General features: G+C 74.4%; 14 protein-coding genes. 3 read left to right on the top strand and 11 right to left on the bottom strand.

The window, feature by feature from the left end:
* Positions 1-79: 79 nt before the first annotated feature.
* Genes V6U88_RS00630 through prmC form a run of 3 tightly spaced genes read right to left on the bottom strand, consistent with a single transcriptional unit; the run spans position 80 to position 2,286 of the window.
* Positions 80-691, bottom strand: coding sequence for an arsenate reductase/protein-tyrosine-phosphatase family protein (locus V6U88_RS00630; protein WP_334448966.1), 612 nt, complete (start codon positions 689-691; stop codon positions 80-82).
* Positions 692-1,336, bottom strand: a complete 645-nt coding sequence (locus tag V6U88_RS00635; RefSeq protein WP_334449844.1) for an L-threonylcarbamoyladenylate synthase — start codon at positions 1,334-1,336, stop codon at positions 692-694. It abuts the gene before it with no gap.
* A complete protein-coding gene (prmC, locus tag V6U88_RS00640; RefSeq protein ID WP_334448967.1) occupies positions 1,336-2,286 on the bottom strand; it encodes a peptide chain release factor N(5)-glutamine methyltransferase in 951 nt (316 codons plus the stop codon). The genes V6U88_RS00635 and prmC overlap by 1 nt, the downstream gene beginning before the upstream one ends.
* Positions 2,287-2,359: 73 nt before the next feature.
* On the opposite strand from prmC, the gene V6U88_RS00645 reads away from it, so the two are divergent.
* Entirely contained in the window at positions 2,360-3,910 is a 1,551-nt protein-coding gene (locus tag V6U88_RS00645) for a GGDEF domain-containing protein (RefSeq protein ID WP_334448968.1), read from the top strand.
* Between the two features lie 71 nt (positions 3,911-3,981).
* Here V6U88_RS00645 and prfA read toward each other — a convergent pair whose 3' ends face one another.
* Both prfA and rpmE read right to left on the bottom strand, forming a co-directional pair.
* The gene (gene prfA / locus V6U88_RS00650) at positions 3,982-5,070 is read right to left on the bottom strand and encodes a peptide chain release factor 1 (RefSeq protein WP_334448969.1); all 1,089 of its coding nucleotides are present in this window, start codon (positions 5,068-5,070) and stop codon (positions 3,982-3,984) included.
* A 100-nt stretch (positions 5,071-5,170) separates the two neighbouring features.
* Positions 5,171-5,395 (bottom strand): 50S ribosomal protein L31, encoded by a 225-nt coding sequence (rpmE, locus tag V6U88_RS00655; protein ID WP_088960558.1) that lies wholly within the window; start codon positions 5,393-5,395, stop codon positions 5,171-5,173.
* Between the two features lie 274 nt (positions 5,396-5,669).
* On the opposite strand from rpmE, the gene V6U88_RS00660 reads away from it, so the two are divergent.
* Positions 5,670-6,566, top strand: coding sequence for a phosphatase domain-containing protein (locus tag V6U88_RS00660; RefSeq protein ID WP_334448971.1), 897 nt, complete (start codon positions 5,670-5,672; stop codon positions 6,564-6,566).
* Between the two features lie 184 nt (positions 6,567-6,750).
* Here V6U88_RS00660 and V6U88_RS00665 read toward each other — a convergent pair whose 3' ends face one another.
* The 3 genes from V6U88_RS00665 to thrB form a co-directional block, all read right to left on the bottom strand.
* Entirely contained in the window at positions 6,751-9,354 is a 2,604-nt protein-coding gene (locus V6U88_RS00665) for a phosphodiester glycosidase family protein (protein WP_334448972.1), read from the bottom strand.
* Between the two features lie 994 nt (positions 9,355-10,348).
* Positions 10,349-12,382 carry a transcription termination factor Rho gene (gene rho / locus V6U88_RS00670; RefSeq protein ID WP_334448973.1) on the bottom strand — a complete coding sequence of 678 codons (2,034 nt, stop codon included), beginning with the start codon at positions 12,380-12,382 and terminating at the stop codon, positions 10,349-10,351.
* Between the two features lie 296 nt (positions 12,383-12,678).
* Positions 12,679-13,623, bottom strand: coding sequence for a homoserine kinase (gene thrB, locus V6U88_RS00675; protein WP_334448974.1), 945 nt, complete (start codon positions 13,621-13,623; stop codon positions 12,679-12,681).
* A gap of 105 nt (positions 13,624-13,728) precedes the next feature.
* Here thrB and V6U88_RS00680 point away from each other — a divergent pair, with 105 nt between their 5' ends.
* Positions 13,729-14,220, top strand: a complete 492-nt coding sequence (locus V6U88_RS00680) for a hypothetical protein (protein ID WP_334448976.1) — start codon at positions 13,729-13,731, stop codon at positions 14,218-14,220.
* Positions 14,221-14,242: 22 nt separating this feature from the next.
* Here the strand turns inward: V6U88_RS00680 and V6U88_RS00685 are convergent, their stop codons facing one another.
* The 3 genes from V6U88_RS00685 to V6U88_RS00695 all read right to left on the bottom strand — a co-directional run bounded on the left by V6U88_RS00685 (position 14,243) and on the right by V6U88_RS00695 (position 19,742).
* The gene (locus V6U88_RS00685) at positions 14,243-15,487 is read right to left on the bottom strand and encodes an MFS transporter (RefSeq protein ID WP_334448978.1); all 1,245 of its coding nucleotides are present in this window, start codon (positions 15,485-15,487) and stop codon (positions 14,243-14,245) included.
* A 22-nt stretch (positions 15,488-15,509) separates the two neighbouring features.
* The gene (locus V6U88_RS00690; protein ID WP_334448979.1) at positions 15,510-16,346 is read right to left on the bottom strand and encodes a polysaccharide deacetylase family protein; all 837 of its coding nucleotides are present in this window, start codon (positions 16,344-16,346) and stop codon (positions 15,510-15,512) included.
* 141 nt (positions 16,347-16,487) lie between these two features.
* Entirely contained in the window at positions 16,488-19,742 is a 3,255-nt protein-coding gene (locus V6U88_RS00695; protein ID WP_334448980.1) for an efflux RND transporter permease subunit, read from the bottom strand.
* Between the last annotated feature and the right edge of the window lie 47 nt (positions 19,743-19,789).

Here is a 19,789-nt window from a genome sequence, read left to right on the forward strand (position 1 = left end):
TCGCGAAACCCGGAGGAAATTCGCGAGCGGGACGCGGCGCGGAGCACCGGACACGCCGCCCGGTTCACCCGGGCGGGGGTCAGGGCAGCAGCGCCGCGGTGAGCGGGTGGACGGTCTCCTCGATCTCGTCGGCCACCCGGCTGAAGCACTGGTCACCCCGGCCCCACGGATCGTCCAGCTCGTCGGAGTGCAGCGCGGACGCGCCCTGCCGGGCCGCGTCGGCCGCCGCCACCAGGGCCACGCCCCGGGCGTACACCGCCTCCCCGGTGGCCTCCGCCGGCGGCAGGGCGGCGGCGTCCACCAGCCCCAGCAGCCGGCCGAACTCACCGAGCACGAAGGTGCGCGACGCGGCGTCCGGCCGCAGCGCCACCACGTACTCCTGCTGGTCGGCGGTGGCGGTGAGGACCAGATCGGCGGCGTCGATCAGATCCGACCGCAGCTTGCGTGCGGCGAAGCCGTCCACGTCACCGCCGCGCGCCAGCACCTGCCGGGCCGCCGGCGGGTTCATCTCCTCGCCGGCGTGCCAGCCGCCGGTGCCGGCGCTGTGGCTGTGCAGCAGCTCGTCGGAGCGGGCCGGGTCGACGCCGAGCCGGCCCAGCCGCTCGCGGACCGCGAGCACCAGCAGCCGTTCCGCCATCGGCGAGCGGCAGATGTTGCCCATGCAGACGTGCAGGACGGTGAACGGCGGCACTCAGGCCCCCCGCTCGTCGAGGATGTCCGGTGCCACGTCGCGGAGCTTGTCCAGGCCGATCGCGCCCAGCCGGAGCACCCCGGGCACCTCGCCGGTCAGGTCGACGATCGTGCTCGGCACCGGGTCGGGGCAGGGCCCGGCCTCCAGATAGGCGCGGACCGAGTAGGCGAGCTGGTCGCGGGCCTCCTCGGCGGTCAGCGCGGCCGGCTGCCCCGCCTTGTTCGCCGAGGCGACCGCCATCGGGCCGGTCTCCCGCAGCACCTCCAGCGCCACCGGATGCAGCGGCATCCGGACCGCCACCGTGCCGCTGGCGTCGCCCAGGTCCCAGGCCAGGCTTGGCGAGTGCTCCACCACGATGGTCAGCGCACCCGGCCAGAACGCCTCGACCAGGTCGCGCGCGGCCCGCGGCAACGAGAAGACCAGGCCGTCCAGCGTGTGCCGGGAACCGATCAGCACCGGCGGCGCCTGCCGGCTGCCGCCCTTGGCGTCCGCGAGGGCCTTGACGGCGTACGGGGTGAAGGCGTCCGCGCCGATCCCGTAGACCGTGTCGGTCGGCAGGACGACCAGCTCGCCGTTCTTGACCGCCTCGATGGCAGCGGCGATGCCGCGGTCCCGGTCGGCGGGCGACCGACAGTCGTAGAGCATCACGAGGAGCCAGTCTGCCACGCCGGGGCCGCCGCGGCGGGGTGCGGGCCGTCCGACCGCCGGGACGCGGTGGCGAACCGGGGCCGCCCGACGAGGTCCCGGTGCTCCGTCACCTCGGCGTAGCGGCCGTCGGCGGCGAGCAGCGCCGGCACCGCCGCCCCGTGCGTGTCGTCGTGCTCCACGCCCAGCGCGCCGCCCGGGCGCAGCAGCCGCGCGGCGCGGGCCAGCACCGGCCGGATCACGCTCAACCCGTCCGCCCCACCGAAGACCGCCTCGTCCGGGTCGTGCCCGGCCACCTCCGGCGGTACGGCCACCGCCCGGGGCACGTACGGCGGGTTGCAGAGCAGCACGTCCACCTCGCCGACCAGCGCGGCCAGCAGTTCCGGGTCGGTGACGTCGGCCGCGACCACCTCGACCGGCCGGTCGCCGGCGGCGGCCCGGTCGGCGGCGTTGCGGCGCAGCCACTCCAGCGCGGCCGGGGACCGCTCCACGGCCACCACCCGGGCCCTCGGCACCTCCTGCGCGACCGCCAGGGCGATCGCCCCGGAGCCGCTGCACAGGTCCACCACCAGCGGCACCGGCCGGGTCCGGGCCGCCTCGATCCCCCAGCCGGCGAGCAGCTCGGTCTCCGGCCGGGGCACGAAGACCCCCGGCCCGACCGCCAGCTCCAGGTGCCGGAACCCGGCCCGCCCGGTCAGGTGCTGCAACGGCTCCCGCTCGGCCCGCCGGGCCACCAACGCCTCGAACCGCGCCCGCTGGGCGGCGGTGAAGCCGTCCGCGAGCGCCAGCCGGCCGCGGGGCACGTCCAGCACGTACGCGGCGAGCAGCTCCGCCTCCGCCCGGGCCGAGGGCACCCCGGCGGCGGCCAGGGCGCGGGCGGCACGGGCCACCGCGAGCGAGGGCCGCTCGCGTTCTGTCCCTTCGGAGGGGTGGCGCGGGAGGGAGGTCACGACATAATCATGATGCGTCGCGGGTCAGGTCACGAGCGGGGGCGTCCCGACGCACACCGACAGGAGGTTGGCAGTGGGGTGGCTCGACCGGGTCGATGACCAGGTTGACGCCCTCCAGCGCGCCCGCACCCTGCAGGAGACGAGCCGGTCCGCCGAGGCGTGCGCCCTGCTCGAACGGGTGCTGCGCACCACCACCAACCCGCACACCCGCGCCGACGCGCTGGTGCAGCGCCTCTGCGCACTGATCAATCTCGGTCGGACGGCCGAGTTCACCGGGGCCATCGAGGAGGCCGCCACCGCCGTCCGCGACCTGCCCGAGCCGTACCTGCACGGGCACCTCAACGCACTGGCCGCGCTCGCCGCGCACCATCAGGGCGCGCTGGACCGGTGCGTGACCCACCTGGTCCGCGCCGCCCGGGCGCTGGGCGCGGCCGAGGAGCGCGACCGGGACACCGCCTGGGGCTGGCACGACCTGGCGATGGCCTACTCGTACCTCAGCTTCCACGGCTACGCCCTCGGCGCGATCGAGCGGGCCCGGCAGCACGGGCTGGCCGCCGGCATCCCCGAGGAGGTGTTCGCCGCGCCCGGCATCCGGCTGCGCAACGCGGTCGCCCTCGACCACAACGGCGACAGCGACGGCTGCCTGCGGGTGCTGCGCGACATCGCCATCGACCTGAACCGGTTCGTCCGCGACGGCCGCAGCGACCGGATCCGCCCCAGCAGCCTCGTCGCCTACGGCTACGCGGCGGCCCGCCGCGCCGCCCTCGGCGACCCCCTGGAGACGGGTACGCAGACCGACCCGGTCCGGCTGCTCCGGCACGGCGGCGACAGCGCCCGCGCCCGGGACATGCGGCAACTCGGGCAGATCTGCCTGGCGGTGGCCGCCGGCCAGCCGATCGAGGCGATCACCCGGCTCGACGGCGCCCGGGTCTCCAACGAGACGCTCGGCGCGGCCGAGCCTGCCCGGCTGCGCAGCATCGCGTACGCCCGGGCCGGCGACCACGTGGCCGCGCACCGGGCCGACCGGATGGCGTTCCGGCTGGCCGCGCAGCGCAACGACCGGCTGCGGGACGTGTACATCGACGGCATCGCCGCCCGGATCGACCACGAGGAGATGCGCCGCGAGGCCGCCCGGTACGAGGGCGAGGCGCTGACCGACCCGCTCACCGGCCTGCCCAACCGGCGTCGGCTGGAGCGCTACATCGCCTCGGTGACCTCCCGGGGCGAGCGCGTGGTGATCGGCGTCTGCGACCTGGACGGCTTCAAGGCGGTCAACACCACCCACGGCCACCACTCCGGGGACCTGGTCCTGCAACGGATCGCCGGGGTGATCAACCGGGTGATGCGCCGGGGCGACTTCGTGGCCCGCTACGGCGGGGACGAGTTCGTGGTGGTGCTCCCCGGGACGGGGATGACCGAGGCGGCCGAGGTGGCCCGGCGGATCCACGCGGCGGTGCGCACCGAGGACTGGGAGTCCCTGGTGCCCGGCACCCCGGTCGGGGTGAGCATCGGCTTCGCCGAGGTGGACGGCGCGAACGGCGCGCTGCGCGACGCGCTCGGCACCGCCTTCGAGATCGCCGACCGCGAAATGCTCCGCGCCAAGTCCCGCCCCCACGCCTCCTGACCCCCCCCACCCCCGCGCTTTCTCTGAAAGTGCGTCCCGGATGGGGCCGCCCGCTGTGGGCGCGCGGTGGGTCAGCGGCGGGTCAGCTCGGGGTCGCCGGCCAGGCGGGCGGCGCGGTCGGCTTCGGCGAGGGCGTCGAGGACGCCGTCCAGGTCGCCGGCGAGCGCCAGGTCCAGGTTGTACGCCGTGTAGCCGATGCGGTGGTCGCTGATCCGGTTCTGCGGGAAGTTGTAGGTGCGGATCCGCTCCGAGCGGTCGACCGTGCGCACCTGCGCCTTGCGGGCGTCCGAGGCGGCGGCGTCGGCCTGCTCCTGGGCGACGGCGAGCAGCCGGGCCCGCAGGATGCGCATCGCCTGCTCACGGTTCTGCAGCTGGGACTTCTCGTTCTGGCAGGAGACCACCACGCCGGTCGGCAGGTGGGTGATCCGCACCGCCGAGTCGGTGGTGTTCACCGACTGGCCGCCCGGCCCGGACGAGCGGAACACGTCGATCCGCAGGTCGTTGGGGTCGACGGTGACGTCGACGTCCTCCGCCTCGGGCAGCACCAGCACACCGGCGGCGCTGGTGTGGATGCGCCCCTGCGACTCGGTGACCGGCACGCGCTGCACCCGGTGCACGCCGCCCTCCCACTTCAGCCGCGACCAGACGCCGTTGCCGCCCTCGGGGACACCCTTGGTCTTGATCGCCAGCGAGACGTCCTTGACCCCGCCCAGGTCGGAGTCCTGCGCGTCGATGACCTCGGTGAGCCAGCCGTGCCGCTCGGCGTACCGGGTGTACATCCGCAGCAGGTCGGCGGCGAAGAGCGCGGACTCCTCCCCGCCCTCGCCGGCCTTGATCTCGATGATCACGTCCTTGGCGTCGTGCGGGTCGCGCGGGATCAGCAGCTCGGCCAGGCGCTCCTCGAGCGCCGGCAGGCTCGCCGCGATCGACTCCGCCTCCCCGGCGAAGGACGGGTCCTCGGCGGCCAGTTCCCGGGCCGCGGCCAGGTCGGCGCGGGCCTGCTCCAGCTCACCGGCGGCCTTGTGCAGCGGGACCAGCTCGGCGTACCGGCGGCCGACCCGGCGCGCGGTGCCCTGATCGGCGTGGATGGCCGGGTCGGCCAGCCGCTTCTCCAGCTCGGCGTACTCGTCGAGGAGGGAGGCCAGGCGCTCGCTGCTCATGCGGGGGATGCTCCTTCGACGGACGGACGGGCGTGATCGGGGGCGGAATGGACGAACGCCCGCGCCCGGCGCAAGCCGGACACGGGCGTCGTCGGTGGAGCTACTTGGCCTTCTTCGCCTGAACCTTGGCGTACTTCTGCTGGAACTTGGCGACCCGGCCGGCGGTGTCGAGAACGCGCTGCTTACCGGTGTAGAACGGGTGGCAGGCGCTGCAGGTCTCGACGTGGATCGAACCGCCCTTGGCGGTGCTGCGGGTCGAGAAGGTGTTACCGCAGGAGCAGGAGACCTCGGTGGTCACGTACTCCGGGTGGATGTTGGGCTTCATGTCGCCTCGGTCCTTTCGTCGGTGGTCGCCGGGTCGCCGCTGATCTCCCCGTCACGTGGTGCGCGACGGACTCGGGCGTGAACCGGAACCGGTGGCCGATTGACCAGTGTGCCATGGGCGTGAGCCGACCCGGTAAGCGGGCCGCACGATCGGTCCGGCAGTGGAAACGCCCGCCTCCCTGCTCGCATTCCCGCCACCGTCGACCAGCATTCCCTCCCCCGGCGTACGGTGGGACGGTGCCCGATTCGTCCCTGAGCCGCGCGGGATGGGCAGGATGCCCCGACTGATCGCCACCCGCGGGCTGCCCGCCTCCGGCAAGACCACCTTCGCCCGCACGCTGCAACCCGCCGTGGCCCGGGTGAACCGGGACGACCTGCGCCGCATGTTGCACGGCGAGCGATTGTTCACCCAGCGGGCCGAGTACCAGGTGACACTCGCCCAGCGGGCCCAGGTGGAGGCGCTGCTGCGGGCCGGGGTCAGCGTCTGCGTGGACGACACCAACCTGCGCTCGCGCACCCTGCGCGACTGGGCCGACCTGGCCGCCCGCTACGACGCCGAGTTCGAGGTGCACGACTTCACCGACGTGCCGCTGGAGGAGTGCCTGCGCCGCGACGCCGTGCGGGCGGAGGTGGACCGGGTCGGCGAGCCGGCCATCCGCCGGCTGCACGAGCGGTACCTGGCCGACCGACCGCTGCCGCTACCGGTGCCGACGGCCCGCACCGGCCGGGCCGGCACCGTCGACCCGGCCCCGGCCGGCCCGCCGGAGATCGTGCTGGTGGACATCGACGGCACGGTGGCGCTGAACGTCTCCCGCAGCCCGTACGACATGACCCGGGTCAGCGAGGACGAACCCAACGAGGCGGTGATCGCGGCGGTCCGGGCGATGCACGCCGCCGGGTACGGGGTGGTCTTCTGCTCCGGGCGCGACGCCACCGCCCGCGCCGCCACGGTCGCCTGGCTGGACCGGCACGTCCGGGTGCCGTACCTCGGTCTGCACCTGCGCGCGGAGGGCGACTCGCGCAAGGACGCCGTGGTGAAGCGGGAGATCTACGAGCGCGAGGTACGCGACCAGTACCGGGTGGTCGGGGTCTTCGACGACCGGCAGCAGGTGGTGCGGATGTGGCGGTCGCTCGGGCTGACCGTCTTCCAGGTCGCCGAGGGCGACTTCTAGGCGCTCGGCGCACCGCGGCCCCCGGGCGGACGCCTACTGCACACGCTTTGCTCTGCTGCCGCCACGGCAACACCCGACGTCCGGTATCCGGACGACCGACGACCGGGCCGGAACGCACCGCCGGTCGGCCCCTCGCCGTAGGGGGCCGACCGGCGGGCGGGATGCCCGGCATGCGCCGGGTGGGTCAGGCGGCGGGTGCCTCCCCCGCTGCCTCCGCCGCCGTCAGCGCGACCGTCGCCTCGGCGCGGACGCCGTTGACGGTCACCGCGAGCAGCACCTGCGCGCCGGCCCGCAACGCGGTCAGCTTCCCGGTGGCCGGGTCGAAGCGGGCCACGTGCCAGGGCCGCACGCCGTCGGCGGTGCCGACGTGGACGCCCGGCGACGCGGACCAGTCGGCGCTGACCGGCGCCGCCACGGGCACGGTACGACCACCGGGCTGGGTCAGCGTCGCGGTCACCGGGGCCGCCGCGCCGACCGCCACGGCGTCCGGCGCGGTCAGCGTCAGCCGGTCGGTGTGGGCGTGGAACTCCGCGGTGACCCAGCGCGGCCCCTCGGCCAGCGGGTCCCGCCGGGCCCGGTCGGCCTCGGCCGGGGTCACCGGGTCCACCCCGAACTCGGTCCAGCCGGTGAACCCGCCGAGCTGCGGCGGCGTCGACGGGTTCTTGCCCGAGTTGCCGTTGATGACGTACGGCACCCCGTCCACCCGGTCGGCGTGGAACGTGCCGACGTGCCCGCCGACGAAGAGCGCGCCCTTGCCGGTGCGGTGCTGGAAGTCGGCCAGCCACTGCTCCACCAGCGCCGCCTCCTTGCGGTCGCCGAGCTGGCTGGCCTTGGCGGGGCTGGGGTCGCGCGGCGGATGGTGGTGCACGACCACCACCGAGCCGACCGCCGGGTCGGCGGCGGCGGCGTCCAGCGCCTCCCGCAGCATCCGCACCTGGTCGAAGCCGCCACCGCGCAGTGACCCGGTCGACGAGTTCAGCGTGACGAACCGGGTGCCCTCGTGGTCGAAGACCCGCTGGGTGTCGCCGAAGACGGCGCGGAAGTTGCCGATCGGCGCGCCCATGATCTCGTGGTTGCCCGGGACGTAGTACCAGGGCAGCTCGCCGCCCAACTCCTCGTCGAGCAGCCGCTTGGCCAGCGCGAAGTCCGCCGGGTACGCGGTGTCCACGAAGTCGCCGGCGATCATCAGGAAGTCCGGCTTCGCCGCCTTGACCTCGCGCAGCGTACGGCGGGCCTGGGCGACCAGGTCGCTGTCCGGGTCGGCGGCGACGAACTGGGCGTCGGAGAGCACCGCGAAGCGCCAGGGCGCGCCGTCCACCGTGCCGTCGCGCAGCACCACCCGGTCGGTGCGGGGCGGCTCGGCCGGTACGTCGACCGTGGGCGGCACCTTCGCCACCAGGTCGTCGATCACCACCTCGCTGGTGTACCGGGCGGCCGGGTTGGTCTCCGCCACGTAGAACCGGCGGACCCGCACCGGGTACTGCACGCCGGCCGGGACGGCGAACTCGACGTAGCGCCACCCCTTCCAGGTGACCAGCGGGCCCCGCAGCACGTGCTGGGTGTCCTGCGCGTCGTGCAGGTGCAGGCTGGGCCACTCCCCGGTGCCGTTTCCGTTGATCCACATGCCGAACGCCTGCGGCTGGCCCGGCACCGGGATCCAGGCCGGCGGGTCGGCGTACGCGGCGCGGGTGCCGGTGGACTGGCCGAAGTCGTACGTCATCCTCAGCCCGGTGCCGGTGCGACCCGGCGCGGGGGCGACCGCGCCGCTGGCCCGCGCCTGGCTGAACCGCCACGAGGCGGCGTCGTCGAAGGTGGCCACCGGCACGTCGGTCAGCCCGACGGTGACCGGCAGGACGCTCCGGTGCCGGCCCACGTGGACGGTTACCAGCGCCGAACCGCTGTCACCCAAGGCCTTGACGGAGAGGTTGCCGTCGGCGGTGGGGGTGATCGCCAGCAGCTCCGGGTCGTACTCCAGCTTCAGGTCGGCCGGCTCGATCGGCGCGGTGTTGCCCTCCGCGTCGTAGCCGACCACGCCGAACAACCCGGTGTCGCCGGCCCGGTTCAGGCCGACCCGGTCCACCGTGGAGTCCACCCGGTCGAGCGGGCCGAGCACGGTCAGGTCGAGGGTGCCCCGGGCACCGCCACGCCAGGCGGTGACGGTGCTGCGCCCGGGAGCACCCGCCCGGAACACCCCGTCGGCCACGGTGCCCTGCGCCGCCGGGTTCGCCCGCCACGCCGGCGTGCCCTCGGCCGGGCCGTACGTCTCGTCGTGACCGGCGGCGGTGAGCCGGCGGGTCAGCCCGGGGAAGACCCGGTCGGGCCGGCCGCCGCGCACCGGCGCGACGCCCGGCGCGGCGGTCGGGTCGCTGGCGGTCTCCAGCCAGTACCCGGTGAGCCGGCCGCTGCCTTCCGGGGCGTAGACGGCCAGCCCGTTGGGCACGGCGCGTTCGGTGCCGTCGGAGGGGCTGTTCTCCACCTGCACGGCCGCCGCGCCGGGCTCCCGGGCGAGCAGCGTGGACGAGCCGCCCCCGTCCAGGTTGAGCGCGTGGTGCGCGCCCAGCTCGGCCATCATCTCGCCCATCTCGGTCTGCGTGACGCCCCGGCTGTCCAGCTGGCGCCCGTCCACGGTGAGCAGGACCATCCGTCGCCCGTCGGCGGTGAAGCCGACCGCGGTGCGCGGGGCCAGGGTGGGGTCGGCGATCGCCTGCACCACGCCGTCGCGGACCAGGACGTTGCCGCCGCCGACGGCGGCCCGCAGGTCGCCGCCCTCGACGGCTTCGGCTGCCACCGCAGGTCGACCGGGTCGCCCGGGCGCAGCGCCGCGAGGGCGTCCGCACCGGCGTCCCGGCCGAGCAGCACGGTGGTGCCGGCCGGAATCGGCCCCTCGCCCGCCGCGCCGGTCACCGTGGCGACCCGGCCGTCCCGGACCGCCACCTCGGTGACCCGGGCCGCCCCGTCGACCGCCCGCCGCCGGGGGTACGACCCCCAGAGCGCGGTGAACACGCCGACCCCGCCGGCCTGCACCAGGTTGTTGAACTGGGTCAGCGTGACCGGGCCGGCCGGCAGCGTCGCGGTGCCGTCGAAGTGCACCTGGACCACCCGGCCGAGACCGTCGCCGGTGATCGCGGCCGCGTTGGGGTGGCCGGCGACCGGGGACTGGATCAGCTCACCGTCGCGGATGCCGACACCCTGCGCCGCGCCGGAGTTGTTGATGTCGAAGAAGTCGCCGTTGACCGCGGCGACGGCCCGGGACCGGTCGACCGCGCCCCGCAGCGGCTCGGCCCGGGCCACCTCCCCGGAGTTGACGTAGTCGACCGTCAGCCCGCCGGTGAGATCGGCGGTGAGCGCGTCGGCGCGCAGCCAACCGGCGCCGTCGTACCGGTCGAAGGAGGTGAGGTCGAGCCCCGGCGCGACCGGACGGGTGGCTCGGGCGGTTTCCAGTCCGTCGGCCGGCGCGACGCCGGTCGGGGCGAGCGCCACCGAGGAGGCCGGGTACGACGAGGCGTGCGGCGCGTCCTCGACGGTGGTACCGACGGCGGGCGGCGCGGCGGTCGCCGGAATGGTGCCGGCGAGCGCGAGCAGCGGCGTCAGCAGCAGGACGCCGGGAAGGCGGGCGGATCGACTGCGGGTACGCATGGACGACAGTCAACCCGGCGATGCACAGAAGTTTCAATACCTGGCGACCAAACTGAAGGAAAATTCCAGACTGCTCGCCGGCTCCGGAGACGACGAAGGGCACGGCCGTCGCGGCCGTGCCCTTCGCGGGTCTCACCCGGGTGAGGTCACTCCCCCGGCGTCGACTTGGCGATCTGCATCAGGAACTCGATGTTGGTGCGGGACTGCTTGAGCCGGTCCAGCAGCAGGTCCAGCGCCGCCTGCGAGTCCAGCGAGTGCAGGACCTTCCGGAGCTTGTGGATGATGGCCAGCTCCTCCGGCGCGAGCAGGATCTCCTCCTTGCGCGTGCCGGACGGGTGGATGTCGATGGCCGGGAAGGTCCGCTTGTCGGCGATCTTCCGGTCCAGCTTCAGCTCCGCGTTACCGGTGCCCTTGAACTCCTCGAAGATGACCGTGTCCGCCATGGAACCGGTCTCCACCAGCGCGGTGGCGAGGATGGTCAGCGAGCCGCCGTTCTCGATGTTGCGGGCCGCACCCAGGAAGCGCTTCGGCGGGTAGAGCGCGGTGGAGTCGATACCACCCGACATGATCCGGCCGCTGGCCGGCGCCGCCAGGTTGTACGACCGACCGAGCCGGGTCACCGAGTCGAGCAGCACGACCACGTCGTGGCCCAGCTCGACCAGGCGCTTGGCCCGCTCGATCGCCAGCTCCGCCACCGTGGTGTGGTCCTGCGGCGGACGGTCGAACGTCGCCGCGATGACCTCACCCTTCACCGACCGCTGCATGTCGGTGACCTCTTCGGGGCGCTCGTCCACCAGCACCACCATCAGGTGGCACTCCGGGTTGTTGTGCGTGATCGCGTTCGCGATCGCCTGCAGCACCATGGTCTTACCGGCCTTCGGCGGCGACACGATCAGCGCCCGCTGCCCCTTGCCGATCGGCATGACCAGGTCGATCACCCGGGTGGTGAGGATCTGCGGCTCGGTCTCCAGCCGCAGGCGCTCCTGGGGGTACAGCGGAGTGAGCTTGTAGAACTCGGGACGACGCTTGGCCTCGTCCGGCTCCATGCCGTTGATGGTGTCCAGCCGGACCAGCGGGTTGTACTTGTCCCGGCGCTGCTCACCGTCGCGGGAGGCCCGCACCGCACCGGTGATCGCGTCACCGCGGCGCAGCCCGTACTTCTTGATCTGGGACATCGAGACGTAGACGTCGTTCGGGCCGGCCAGGTAGCCGGTGGTCCGGACGAAGGCGTAGTTGTCGAGGATGTCCACGATGCCGGCCACCGGGACGAGCACGTCGTCCTCGCTGACCTGCGGCTCGCGACCGCCCTCGCGGCCACCGTCGCCGCCCTCGGCCCGCTCGCCCCGGCCGCGCCGGCGGTCACGGAACCGGCTGCGCCGGCCGCGCCGGCCGCCGCCCTCGCCGTCCTCGTCGGTGTCGTTGTCGCGCTGGGCCCGGTCGCCACCGCGGTCGTTGCGGTCGCCCCGGTCGGCGCGGTCACGGTCAGCCCGCTCGCCGCGGTCGGTGCGCTCGCCGCGCTCGGCCCGGTCGCCACGGTCAGCCCGCTCGCCCCGGTCGGTGCGCTCGCCACGCTCGGCCCGCTCGCCACGGTCAGCCCGCTCGCCCCGGTCGGCCCGGTCGCCACGGTCAGCCCGCTCGCCCCGGTCGGTGCGCTCGCCACGCTCGGCCCGCTCGCCACGCTCGGTGCGCTCGGCTCGGTCCCGGCCACGGCCCTCGCCACGCTCGCCGGTCTCGGCGGGAGCGGCCTCCTCGGTCCGCGCCTCGGCGGCACGGCCCTCGGCGGCACGACCCTCGGCGGCGGCCCGGCTGCGGCGGGTCCGGGTACGGCCCTCGGCCTCACCGGTGGTGGCCGGAGCGGCCGGAGCCTGCTCGGCGGTCTCGCGAACCTCGGCGTGCACCTCTTCCCGGGCGGGAGCGGCGGCGGCCGCGACCTCGGCCCGCGGTCGAGGGGTGCCGGCGGCGGAGCCGCCCTGCTGCCGCTCGGTGATCGCGCTGATCAGCTCGCCCTTACGCATCCGCGCCGTCCCGGAGATGCCGAGCGACGCGGCCAGGCTCTGCAGCTCCGGCAGCAGCATCGCTGACAGACCGGTGCCGCTGCGCCGACGGCGGGCGGGGGCGGCGGTGGTGGCATCGCCAGCGACGTTGGAAACATCCGACGTCACGTCGGTGGTGTCGCTCAATGGATTCCTTCCCTCGATAGGCCGGGACTGCCCGGAGTCGACAAGCTCAGGTGGCCGGGCGGCCTCGGTGCACCCGCCTCGCATTGACGCGTCGCGGGAGTCTGTGGCACAGCAGCTGGTGGTTTCCCGACTCACCACCATCGGTGAGCAGGTCTCGCCGCCTGCGGCGACCTGTGGAAACTGCGGTGCGGCGTGGGCCTTGGCAGGGGTGACGGGCTTACCGCCGAGAGCTTCGGGGGTGCGCCGACCCGCAGGAAGATCGCATGCTTCGCGGCTGTGCTAAGGCTAGAGCGTAATCAACTCTTCCGACCTGCGGCAACAGGGTCCCGCTCGGCGTGTCCCAGTCTACCCCGGACGAGCGATGCTCCGCGCGCCTCTACCGACAACTGCCAGACCCGCCAGTCTGTTCCCGCGTCGAAGCCGGTCGGGGGCTCGCTCAGCGCCAGCACGGTAGGGCCCGCACCACTGACCACAGCCGCCACATCCTCCGCACGCAACGCGCTGACCAGGGCAGCCGTCCCCGGCATCCCCGCTGCACGGTAGTCCTGGTGCAGCCGGTCGACGGTCGCCGGCAGCAGCAGCCCCGGCTCGGCGGTCAGGGCGTGCACCAGCAGCGCCGCCCGACCGGCGTTCTGCGCCGCGTCGGCGTGCGGGACCGTCGCCGGCAGCGCCGCCCGGGCGGTCGCGGTCAGGCCGCGCTCGGCGGGAACGAAGACGGTGGGCCGCACCCCGTCGGCGACGGGCAGCGACACGGCCCGGGCGCCGCCGGGCTCCGTCCAGGCCACGGTGAAGCCGCCCAGCAGGCAGGGGGCCACGTTGTCGGGATGGCCCTCGATCTCGGCGGTCAGCCGGAGCACCCCGTCGTCGTCGAGCCGCTCCGGCCCGTCGGTGACCAGCGCGCGCGCCAGCAGCACCCCGGCGACGATCGCCGCCGACGAGGAGCCCAGGCCGCGGGCCTGCGGGATCCGGTTGACGCACTCCAGCGCCAGCCCTCGCGGCTGCCCGCCGAGCACGTCGAAGGTGGCGCGCATGGCCTGGGCCACCAGGTGCCGGTCGTCCTCCGGCAGCTCGCCGGCGCCCTCGCCGGTCACCGCCACCCGTACGCCCGATGAGGTCACCTCGGCGGCCACGTCGTCGTGCAGCCCGAGGGCGAGGCCCAGCGCGTCGAAGCCCGGACCGAGGTTGGCGCTGGTGGCGGGGACCCGGACGCGCACCGGCCCGGAGGCGAAAGTCAACGGCACCGGCTCATGCTAGGGCCCGGCACCGACGTGGCGGGGTTCCGCCCGGACCGTGGGAACTGATCATTTCCGCTAACCTGGCCCGACCCACGGCCAGGCGGAGGCGGCATGGAACTCTTCGGTTACTCGGTCCTGCAGATCGGCGGGGAGCTGCCCACCCTGGGCGTGCTGGTGACCGGCCTGGTGCTGGCCGTGGTGCGCCGCGGCCGGCTGCCGCAGCGGGCCAGGGCGCTGATGATGTCGGGCATCGCGGTGCTGCTGGTGGTCAGCCTGATCGGTCTGGTCTGGAACGTGGCCATGCCGCACCTGCTCGACCTCCGCTGGGACGGTGGCGGCGGCTACCGCCAGTATCAGCTGTTCAGCCTCGCCGTCGGCGTGCTGTGGGCGATCGGATATCCGATCGGGCTCGGCCTGCTCGTCGCCGCGGTGCTCGCCGGCCGGCCGGTCGCCGCGCCCGCCGTCGACTGGGCGGGCTGGACGCCGCCGGCTGCGGACGACGCCGGCCACCCGGACCCCGCCGCGCAGTCGCCGGCGCCCGCCGCCACCCAGTGGGGCGCGACCGACCTCCCCGCGCCCCCGGGCACACCCGACCGGGGCTGATCCGCCGAACGCCCGCCGGCGGTCAGGAGGCGGAGGCCGGCGCCGCCTCCGTGGCCGGGTCGGAGAGCGAGAGGCGACGGGTGGCGATCCGCCAGCCCACCGCGTAGACCAGCGTGACCAGGCCGCAGCCGGCGAGCACCACCCGCTCGTTCACCACGTCCACCACCGAGGCCACCACCAGCTGGCTGACCGAGATGGCCAGCGTCGCCAGCATCATGTCGGTGGCGAAGACCCGGCCGCGCAGCCGGTCCGGCACCTCGCCCTGGAGGGCGAAGTTCGACAGCACCCAGTTGCTGCCGCCACCGAAGTGGGCGACGAAGACCAGGACCAGCACCAGCGGGAACCAGCCGACCACCGAGGCGCCCAGGTAGGCCAGGCCGTACAGGGACATCGACAGGGCCAGGCCGGGCAGCAGCCAGGCGCGGTTGGTGAGCACCCGGCGCATCAGGATCGGGCCGACGAGCGCCCCCGCGCCCCGGAACGCGAAGAGCAGGCCGGCGCCGACCGCTCCGACGCCGTACACGCCGGCGAGCAGCGGGAAGACGGTCAGCACGCCGTTGCCGAGCCCGACCGCCGACTTCACCGTGACCAGCGCCAGCACCCGGGGCCGGTGCCCGATGTAGCCCAGCGCCTCGCGGATCGCCGCCCAGGTGCGCGGCGTCGGCCGGTCGGCGTCGCGGGGGGCCTGCAGGGGCCGGCGGATCCGCGCGGCCAGGCCCGCGGCCAGCGCCAGGCCGACCGCCGCCACCCAGAAGCAGGCGTACGGCCCGGCGGCAGCGCTCAGCACGCCGCCGAGCGAGGCGCCGACCACGGTCATCGTGCCCCAGGCGGAGCCGGCGATCGCGTTGCCGGCGGCCAGCTCGTCCGGGTCGAGCACGTTGGGCAGGGCGGCCTGCGCGGCGGGCGAGTAGAACGCCTTGGCCACCGCCACCACGGCGATGCCCAGCATGGCCAGCCAGGCGGTGCCGGCGCTGCGCACGCCGAGCAGGAGCAGCACCCCGAGCAGGGCGGCGAGGTTCGCCGCCATCATGATCTTCTTGCGGTCGAAGCGGTCCGCGATGGTCCCGGTGTACGGCAGCAGCAGCGCGACGACCCCGGTGTCCAGGGCGAGCACCAGCGCCCCCCACACGCCGCTGCCGGTCAGCTTCGGCAGCAGCACCAGCAGCGGCACCATGACGAACCAGTCGGCGCCGAAGACCACCAGCTCGGCGAGGAAGAGGTTGCGGAAGTTCCGGTTGCGGGTGAGGACCGAGAAGGTGGGCGACACGTGCCCGAACCTTACCCGGCGATTACACCTCGGCGCTGCGTTGCAACAGCTCGGAGACGGTGACGAAGGTGTAGCCACGGTCCCGCAGCCCGTCGATCATCGCGGGCAGGCCGCGCAGCGCCACCTGCCGGCGTTCCGCCCCCACGTCGTGGGCGAGCAGGATGGTGCCGGGCACGACGTCGGCCACGATGCGCCGGGCGTGCCCCGCCGGGTCGTCCGGGTACTCGCTCTCGACCATCTGCAGCGACCAGAGCACCAGGCGGTAGTCGAGGCGTACGGCGGCGTGCAGGAGCGCGCCGCCGAGGTGCCCGTACGGCGGGCGGACCACCCGTGGCGCACGGCCGGTGACGTCGGCGATCGCGTCGTGGCAGCGGCGCAGGTCGTCGTGCACCTCGGCGGCGTCCATCCGGGCCAGGTCGCGGTGCCGCCAGCTGTGGTTGCCCACCTCGTGCCGGCCGAGCCGGTCGCGGATCAGGCCGGCGTGCCGGCGGACCCGCTCGCCGACCAGGAAGAAGGTGGCCGGCACGTCGTGCTCGTCGAGGGTGTTCAGCACCATCGGCGTCCACTGTGGCAGCGGGCCGTCGTCGAAGGTGAACGCCACCAGCCGACCACCGGCCGGGACGTGCCACACCACCTCCAGCGCGCCCGCGCCGACCTGCTGTCGCCGGTTGCCCACCGTGGCGCTGGCCGGCCCGCCGGCGAGCGGCAGCCGCCGGTCGGCGATGAAGGTGGTCTCGGACATCCCGACCGCGCCGACCGCGGTGCCACCGGCCAGCAGCGCACCACGGCGCAGCACCGCGCGCCGTTCCCATCCCACCCCGTCGCCGCTCGCCATGCCGGCCCCCGCCCGTGTGGTCACCCCACAGTGGATGATCGACAACCGACGGTAGAAGACCGGCGCAACGCCGCAGGACGCTCTCCCTCGGCTGCTGTCGGAGGTCCGACAGCACAGCGCCCCCGGCCGGTGGTACCGGGCCGGGGGCGCTGAGCGCGGGTGGTGCTACTCCTCGGTCGGGGGCAGCGGCGAGCGCCGGCTCTTCGGCAGCCGCAGCACCTCGAACTGGTCGGTGCCGTCCAGCAGCGCCGCCGAGGGAGCCGGGCGGGTGGCCGGCTCGGCGGTCCGCGTACCCCCGGCGGTCACCGTGGCCGGGACCGGCGCGTCGACCTCGTCCCCGGCCGGCTCGACCGGGGCCGGGCCGCCGGAGCGGCGGGCCCGGCGGGCCCGCAGCGACTCCTTGGTGCGCTCGACCATGGTGTAGAGCGTCGGCACCAGCACCAGGGTCAGCAGCGTCGAGCTGAGCAGGCCGCCGATCACCACCACGGCCAGCGGCTGGGAGATGAAGCCGCCCTCGCCGGTGAGCCCGAGGGCCATCGGCAGCAGCGCAAAGATGGTGGCGACCGCGGTCATCAGGATCGGGCGCAGCCGCCGCCGGCCGCCCTCGACGACCGCCTCGGCCACGCCCATCCCCTGCGCCCGGTACTGGTTGATCAGGTCCAGCAGCACGATCGCGTTGGTCACCACGATGCCGACCAGCATGAGCACGCCGATCAGCGCCGGCACGCCCAGCGGGGTGCCGGTGGCCAGCAGCAGGCCGATCGCGCCGGTCGCGGCGAACGGGATCGAGATCAGCAGGATCAGCGCCTGGGTGATGCTGCGGAAGGTCGCCACCATGATCAGGAAGACGATCGCGATCGCGGCCAGCACCGCCAGGCCCAGGTCGCCGAAGGCCTCCTCCTGCTCGGCACTGGCGCCGCCGATGGCCACCGTCGCGCCGGGCACGTCGATGTCGGCGACCCGCTTGCGCAGCTCCTTGGTGGTCGCCCCCAGGTTGGAGCCGGTTGCGGTGCCGGTGACGGAGACGGTGCGCTCGCCGTCGATCCGGGTGACCTGCTGCGGTCCCTCACCCTGCGCGACGTCCGCGACGTCGTCCAGCTTGACCGGACCGACCCGCAGGGCGCGCAACTGCTCCACCGTCGTCGGCGGCGTGGCCGAGGTGCGCAGCACCACGTCCTGCTGACCGCCGTCCAGCGTCACCCGCCCCAGCGGGGCGCCCCGGTACGCCTGCGACACCAACTGCCCGACCGCCGCCTCGCTGAGCCCGGCCCGGGCCGCGGCGAGCCGGTCGACGGTGACGTCGACCCGGGGCACCCGCGCCGCCAGGCTGGTGGTGACGTCCTCGACGCCCGGCGTACCGGCCATCGCCGTGCGGGCGGCCTCGGCCGCACGGGCCAGCGTCTCCTGGTCCGCCGCCTGGACGACCAGTTCGAGCTGGTCACCCTGGCCCTGGCCGAAGGTGAGCTCGCCGACCTCGGGACCGAGGGCGTCGAACTTCTCCCGCAGGATCTCCTTCATCTCCTTGGCGTCGGTGTCGCCGCCCAGCGCCACCGACCAGCGGGCGAGGTTGTTGCCCCCGCCGCCCAGCCACGGCTGGTCGCTGCCGCCCGCGGTGACCTGGTACGTCTCGACGCCGTCGGTCCGCCCGAGCACCTCCTCGACCCGGCGGGCCGCCTGGTCGGTGGCGGCCAGCCCGGCACCGGCCGGCAGCTCCTGGGTGATGTTCAAGGTGTCCTGGCCGGAGTCGTCCAGGAAGTTGGTCTCCAGCTTCTGGGCGAGTCCGAACGTGCCGAAGAGCACCAGCAGCCCCACCGCGACGGTGATCCAGCGGGTCCTGCGGGTGCGGGTGGCGAACCCGATCGCCGGCAGGTACGCCCGCTGCAACGGGCTGCGCAGCTCCTTCTCCTCCGCGGCCCGGCGCAGCGCCTCGTCGTCCGCGCCGGTCGGGCGCGGCGTCAGGAACCAGTACGCCAGCACCGGGATCACCGTCAGCGAGACCAGCAGCGAGGCGAGCAGGGCCACCGTCACGGTGATCGCGAACGGCGCGAAGAGCTGCCCGACGAAGCCACCGACCAGCGCGATCGGGGCGAACACGGCGACCGTGGTGAGGGTGGACGCGGTGACCGCGCCAACCACCTCGCGGACCGCCGCGATGATCGCGTCGCGCTTGGGTTCGCCGTACTCCAGGTGGCGTTTGATGTTCTCCAGCACCACGATCGAGTCGTCCACCACCCGGCCGACGGCGATGGTCAGCGCGCCGAGGGTGAGCAGGTTGAGCGAGTAGTCGCCGACCCAGAGCGCGATCAGCGCCACCACCACGGAGAGCGGGATGGAGACCGCGGTGACCAGGGTGGAGCGCACCGACAGCAGGAAGACCAGGATCACCACGACGGCCATCAGCAGGCCGAGCAGGCCCTCGGTGGTCAGGCTCTCGATGGACTTCTCCACGAACGGCGCCTGGTCGAAGACGACGGTCAGCTCGGCGCCGGAGGCGGAGCGCAGGCCGTCGAGCCGGTCGCGGATCTCGTGCGAGATGCGTACGGCGTTGCCGTCCGGCGCGGCGGTGACCTGGATGCCCAGGCTCTCGGTGCCGTTGGTGCGGGTGATCGCGGTGGCCGGGGCGAGCTGCTGCCGCACGGTCGCCACGTCGCCGAGGCGTACCGGCAGCGCCTTCGGCGCGGTCGGGGTGAGCACGATGCCGCGCAGGTCGTCCAGCGTGGTGATCGGCGCGCCGACCTGCACCGGGAGCGCCCGGGTGCCGTCGGTGACCGCGCCGGCGGGCACCGAGATGCCGTTGGTCTTCAGCGCCGTCCCGATCGCGGTCGGGGCGAGCCTCGCGGCGGCGAACTTCGCCGGGTCCGGGGTGATCGTCACGACCTGGTCGCGGGTGCCGGTCACCTCGACGGTGCGGACGCCCTCGATCCCCTCCAGCGCGGGTACGACCGTGCCGCGCAGCTTCTCGGCCAGCGCCCGCTCGTCGCCGCCGCCGCTGGCGGCGAGCACCACCGCCGGCAGGTCGTCCGTGCTGCCGGTGAGGACCTGCGGGTCCACCGCGTCGGGCAGCTGCGCGTCGATCCGGCCCAGCGCGGTCTGCATCTTGCTGGCCGCGTCGTCGATGTCGGTGCCGAACTCGAACTGCACCGAGACGGTCGCCGAGCCCTCGCGCGAGGTGGAGGTGAGCTTCTCCAGCCCGGGCAGGCCCTGGATGCTGTTCTCGATCGGCTCGGTGACCTGGGACTCGACGATCTCCGGCCCGGCGCCCGGGTAGACGGCGACGACGAACGCCCCCGGGTACTCCAGCGACGGCAGCAGCTGCTGCTTGAGCGACGGTACGGCGAAGGCCCCGAACGCCGCGGTCACCACCGCGATCAGGGCCACCAGTCCCCGGTTGGCGAGGCTGGATCTGGCGAGCAGCGACATCGGCGGACTCAATCCTGCAGGAGGTCGACGGGGGTGAGCAGAGTGTG

This window comes from Micromonospora sp. CPCC 205739, from assembly GCF_036906795.1.
Classification (GTDB): domain Bacteria; phylum Actinomycetota; class Actinomycetes; order Mycobacteriales; family Micromonosporaceae; genus Micromonospora.

Coding starts and splice junctions, on each gene's coding strand:
- V6U88_RS00695 (WP_334448980.1), bottom strand. CDS start 19,742: ATGTCGCTGCTCGCCAGATCCAGCCTCGCCAACCGGGGACTGGTGGCC.
- V6U88_RS00680 (WP_334448976.1), top strand. CDS start 13,729: ATGGAACTCTTCGGTTACTCGGTCCTGCAGATCGGCGGGGAGCTGCCC.
- V6U88_RS00660 (WP_334448971.1), top strand. CDS start 5,670: ATGCCCCGACTGATCGCCACCCGCGGGCTGCCCGCCTCCGGCAAGACC.
- V6U88_RS00635 (WP_334449844.1), bottom strand. CDS start 1,336: ATGCTCTACGACTGTCGGTCGCCCGCCGACCGGGACCGCGGCATCGCC.
- prfA (WP_334448969.1), bottom strand. CDS start 5,070: ATGAGCAGCGAGCGCCTGGCCTCCCTCCTCGACGAGTACGCCGAGCTG.
- rpmE (WP_088960558.1), bottom strand. CDS start 5,395: ATGAAGCCCAACATCCACCCGGAGTACGTGACCACCGAGGTCTCCTGC.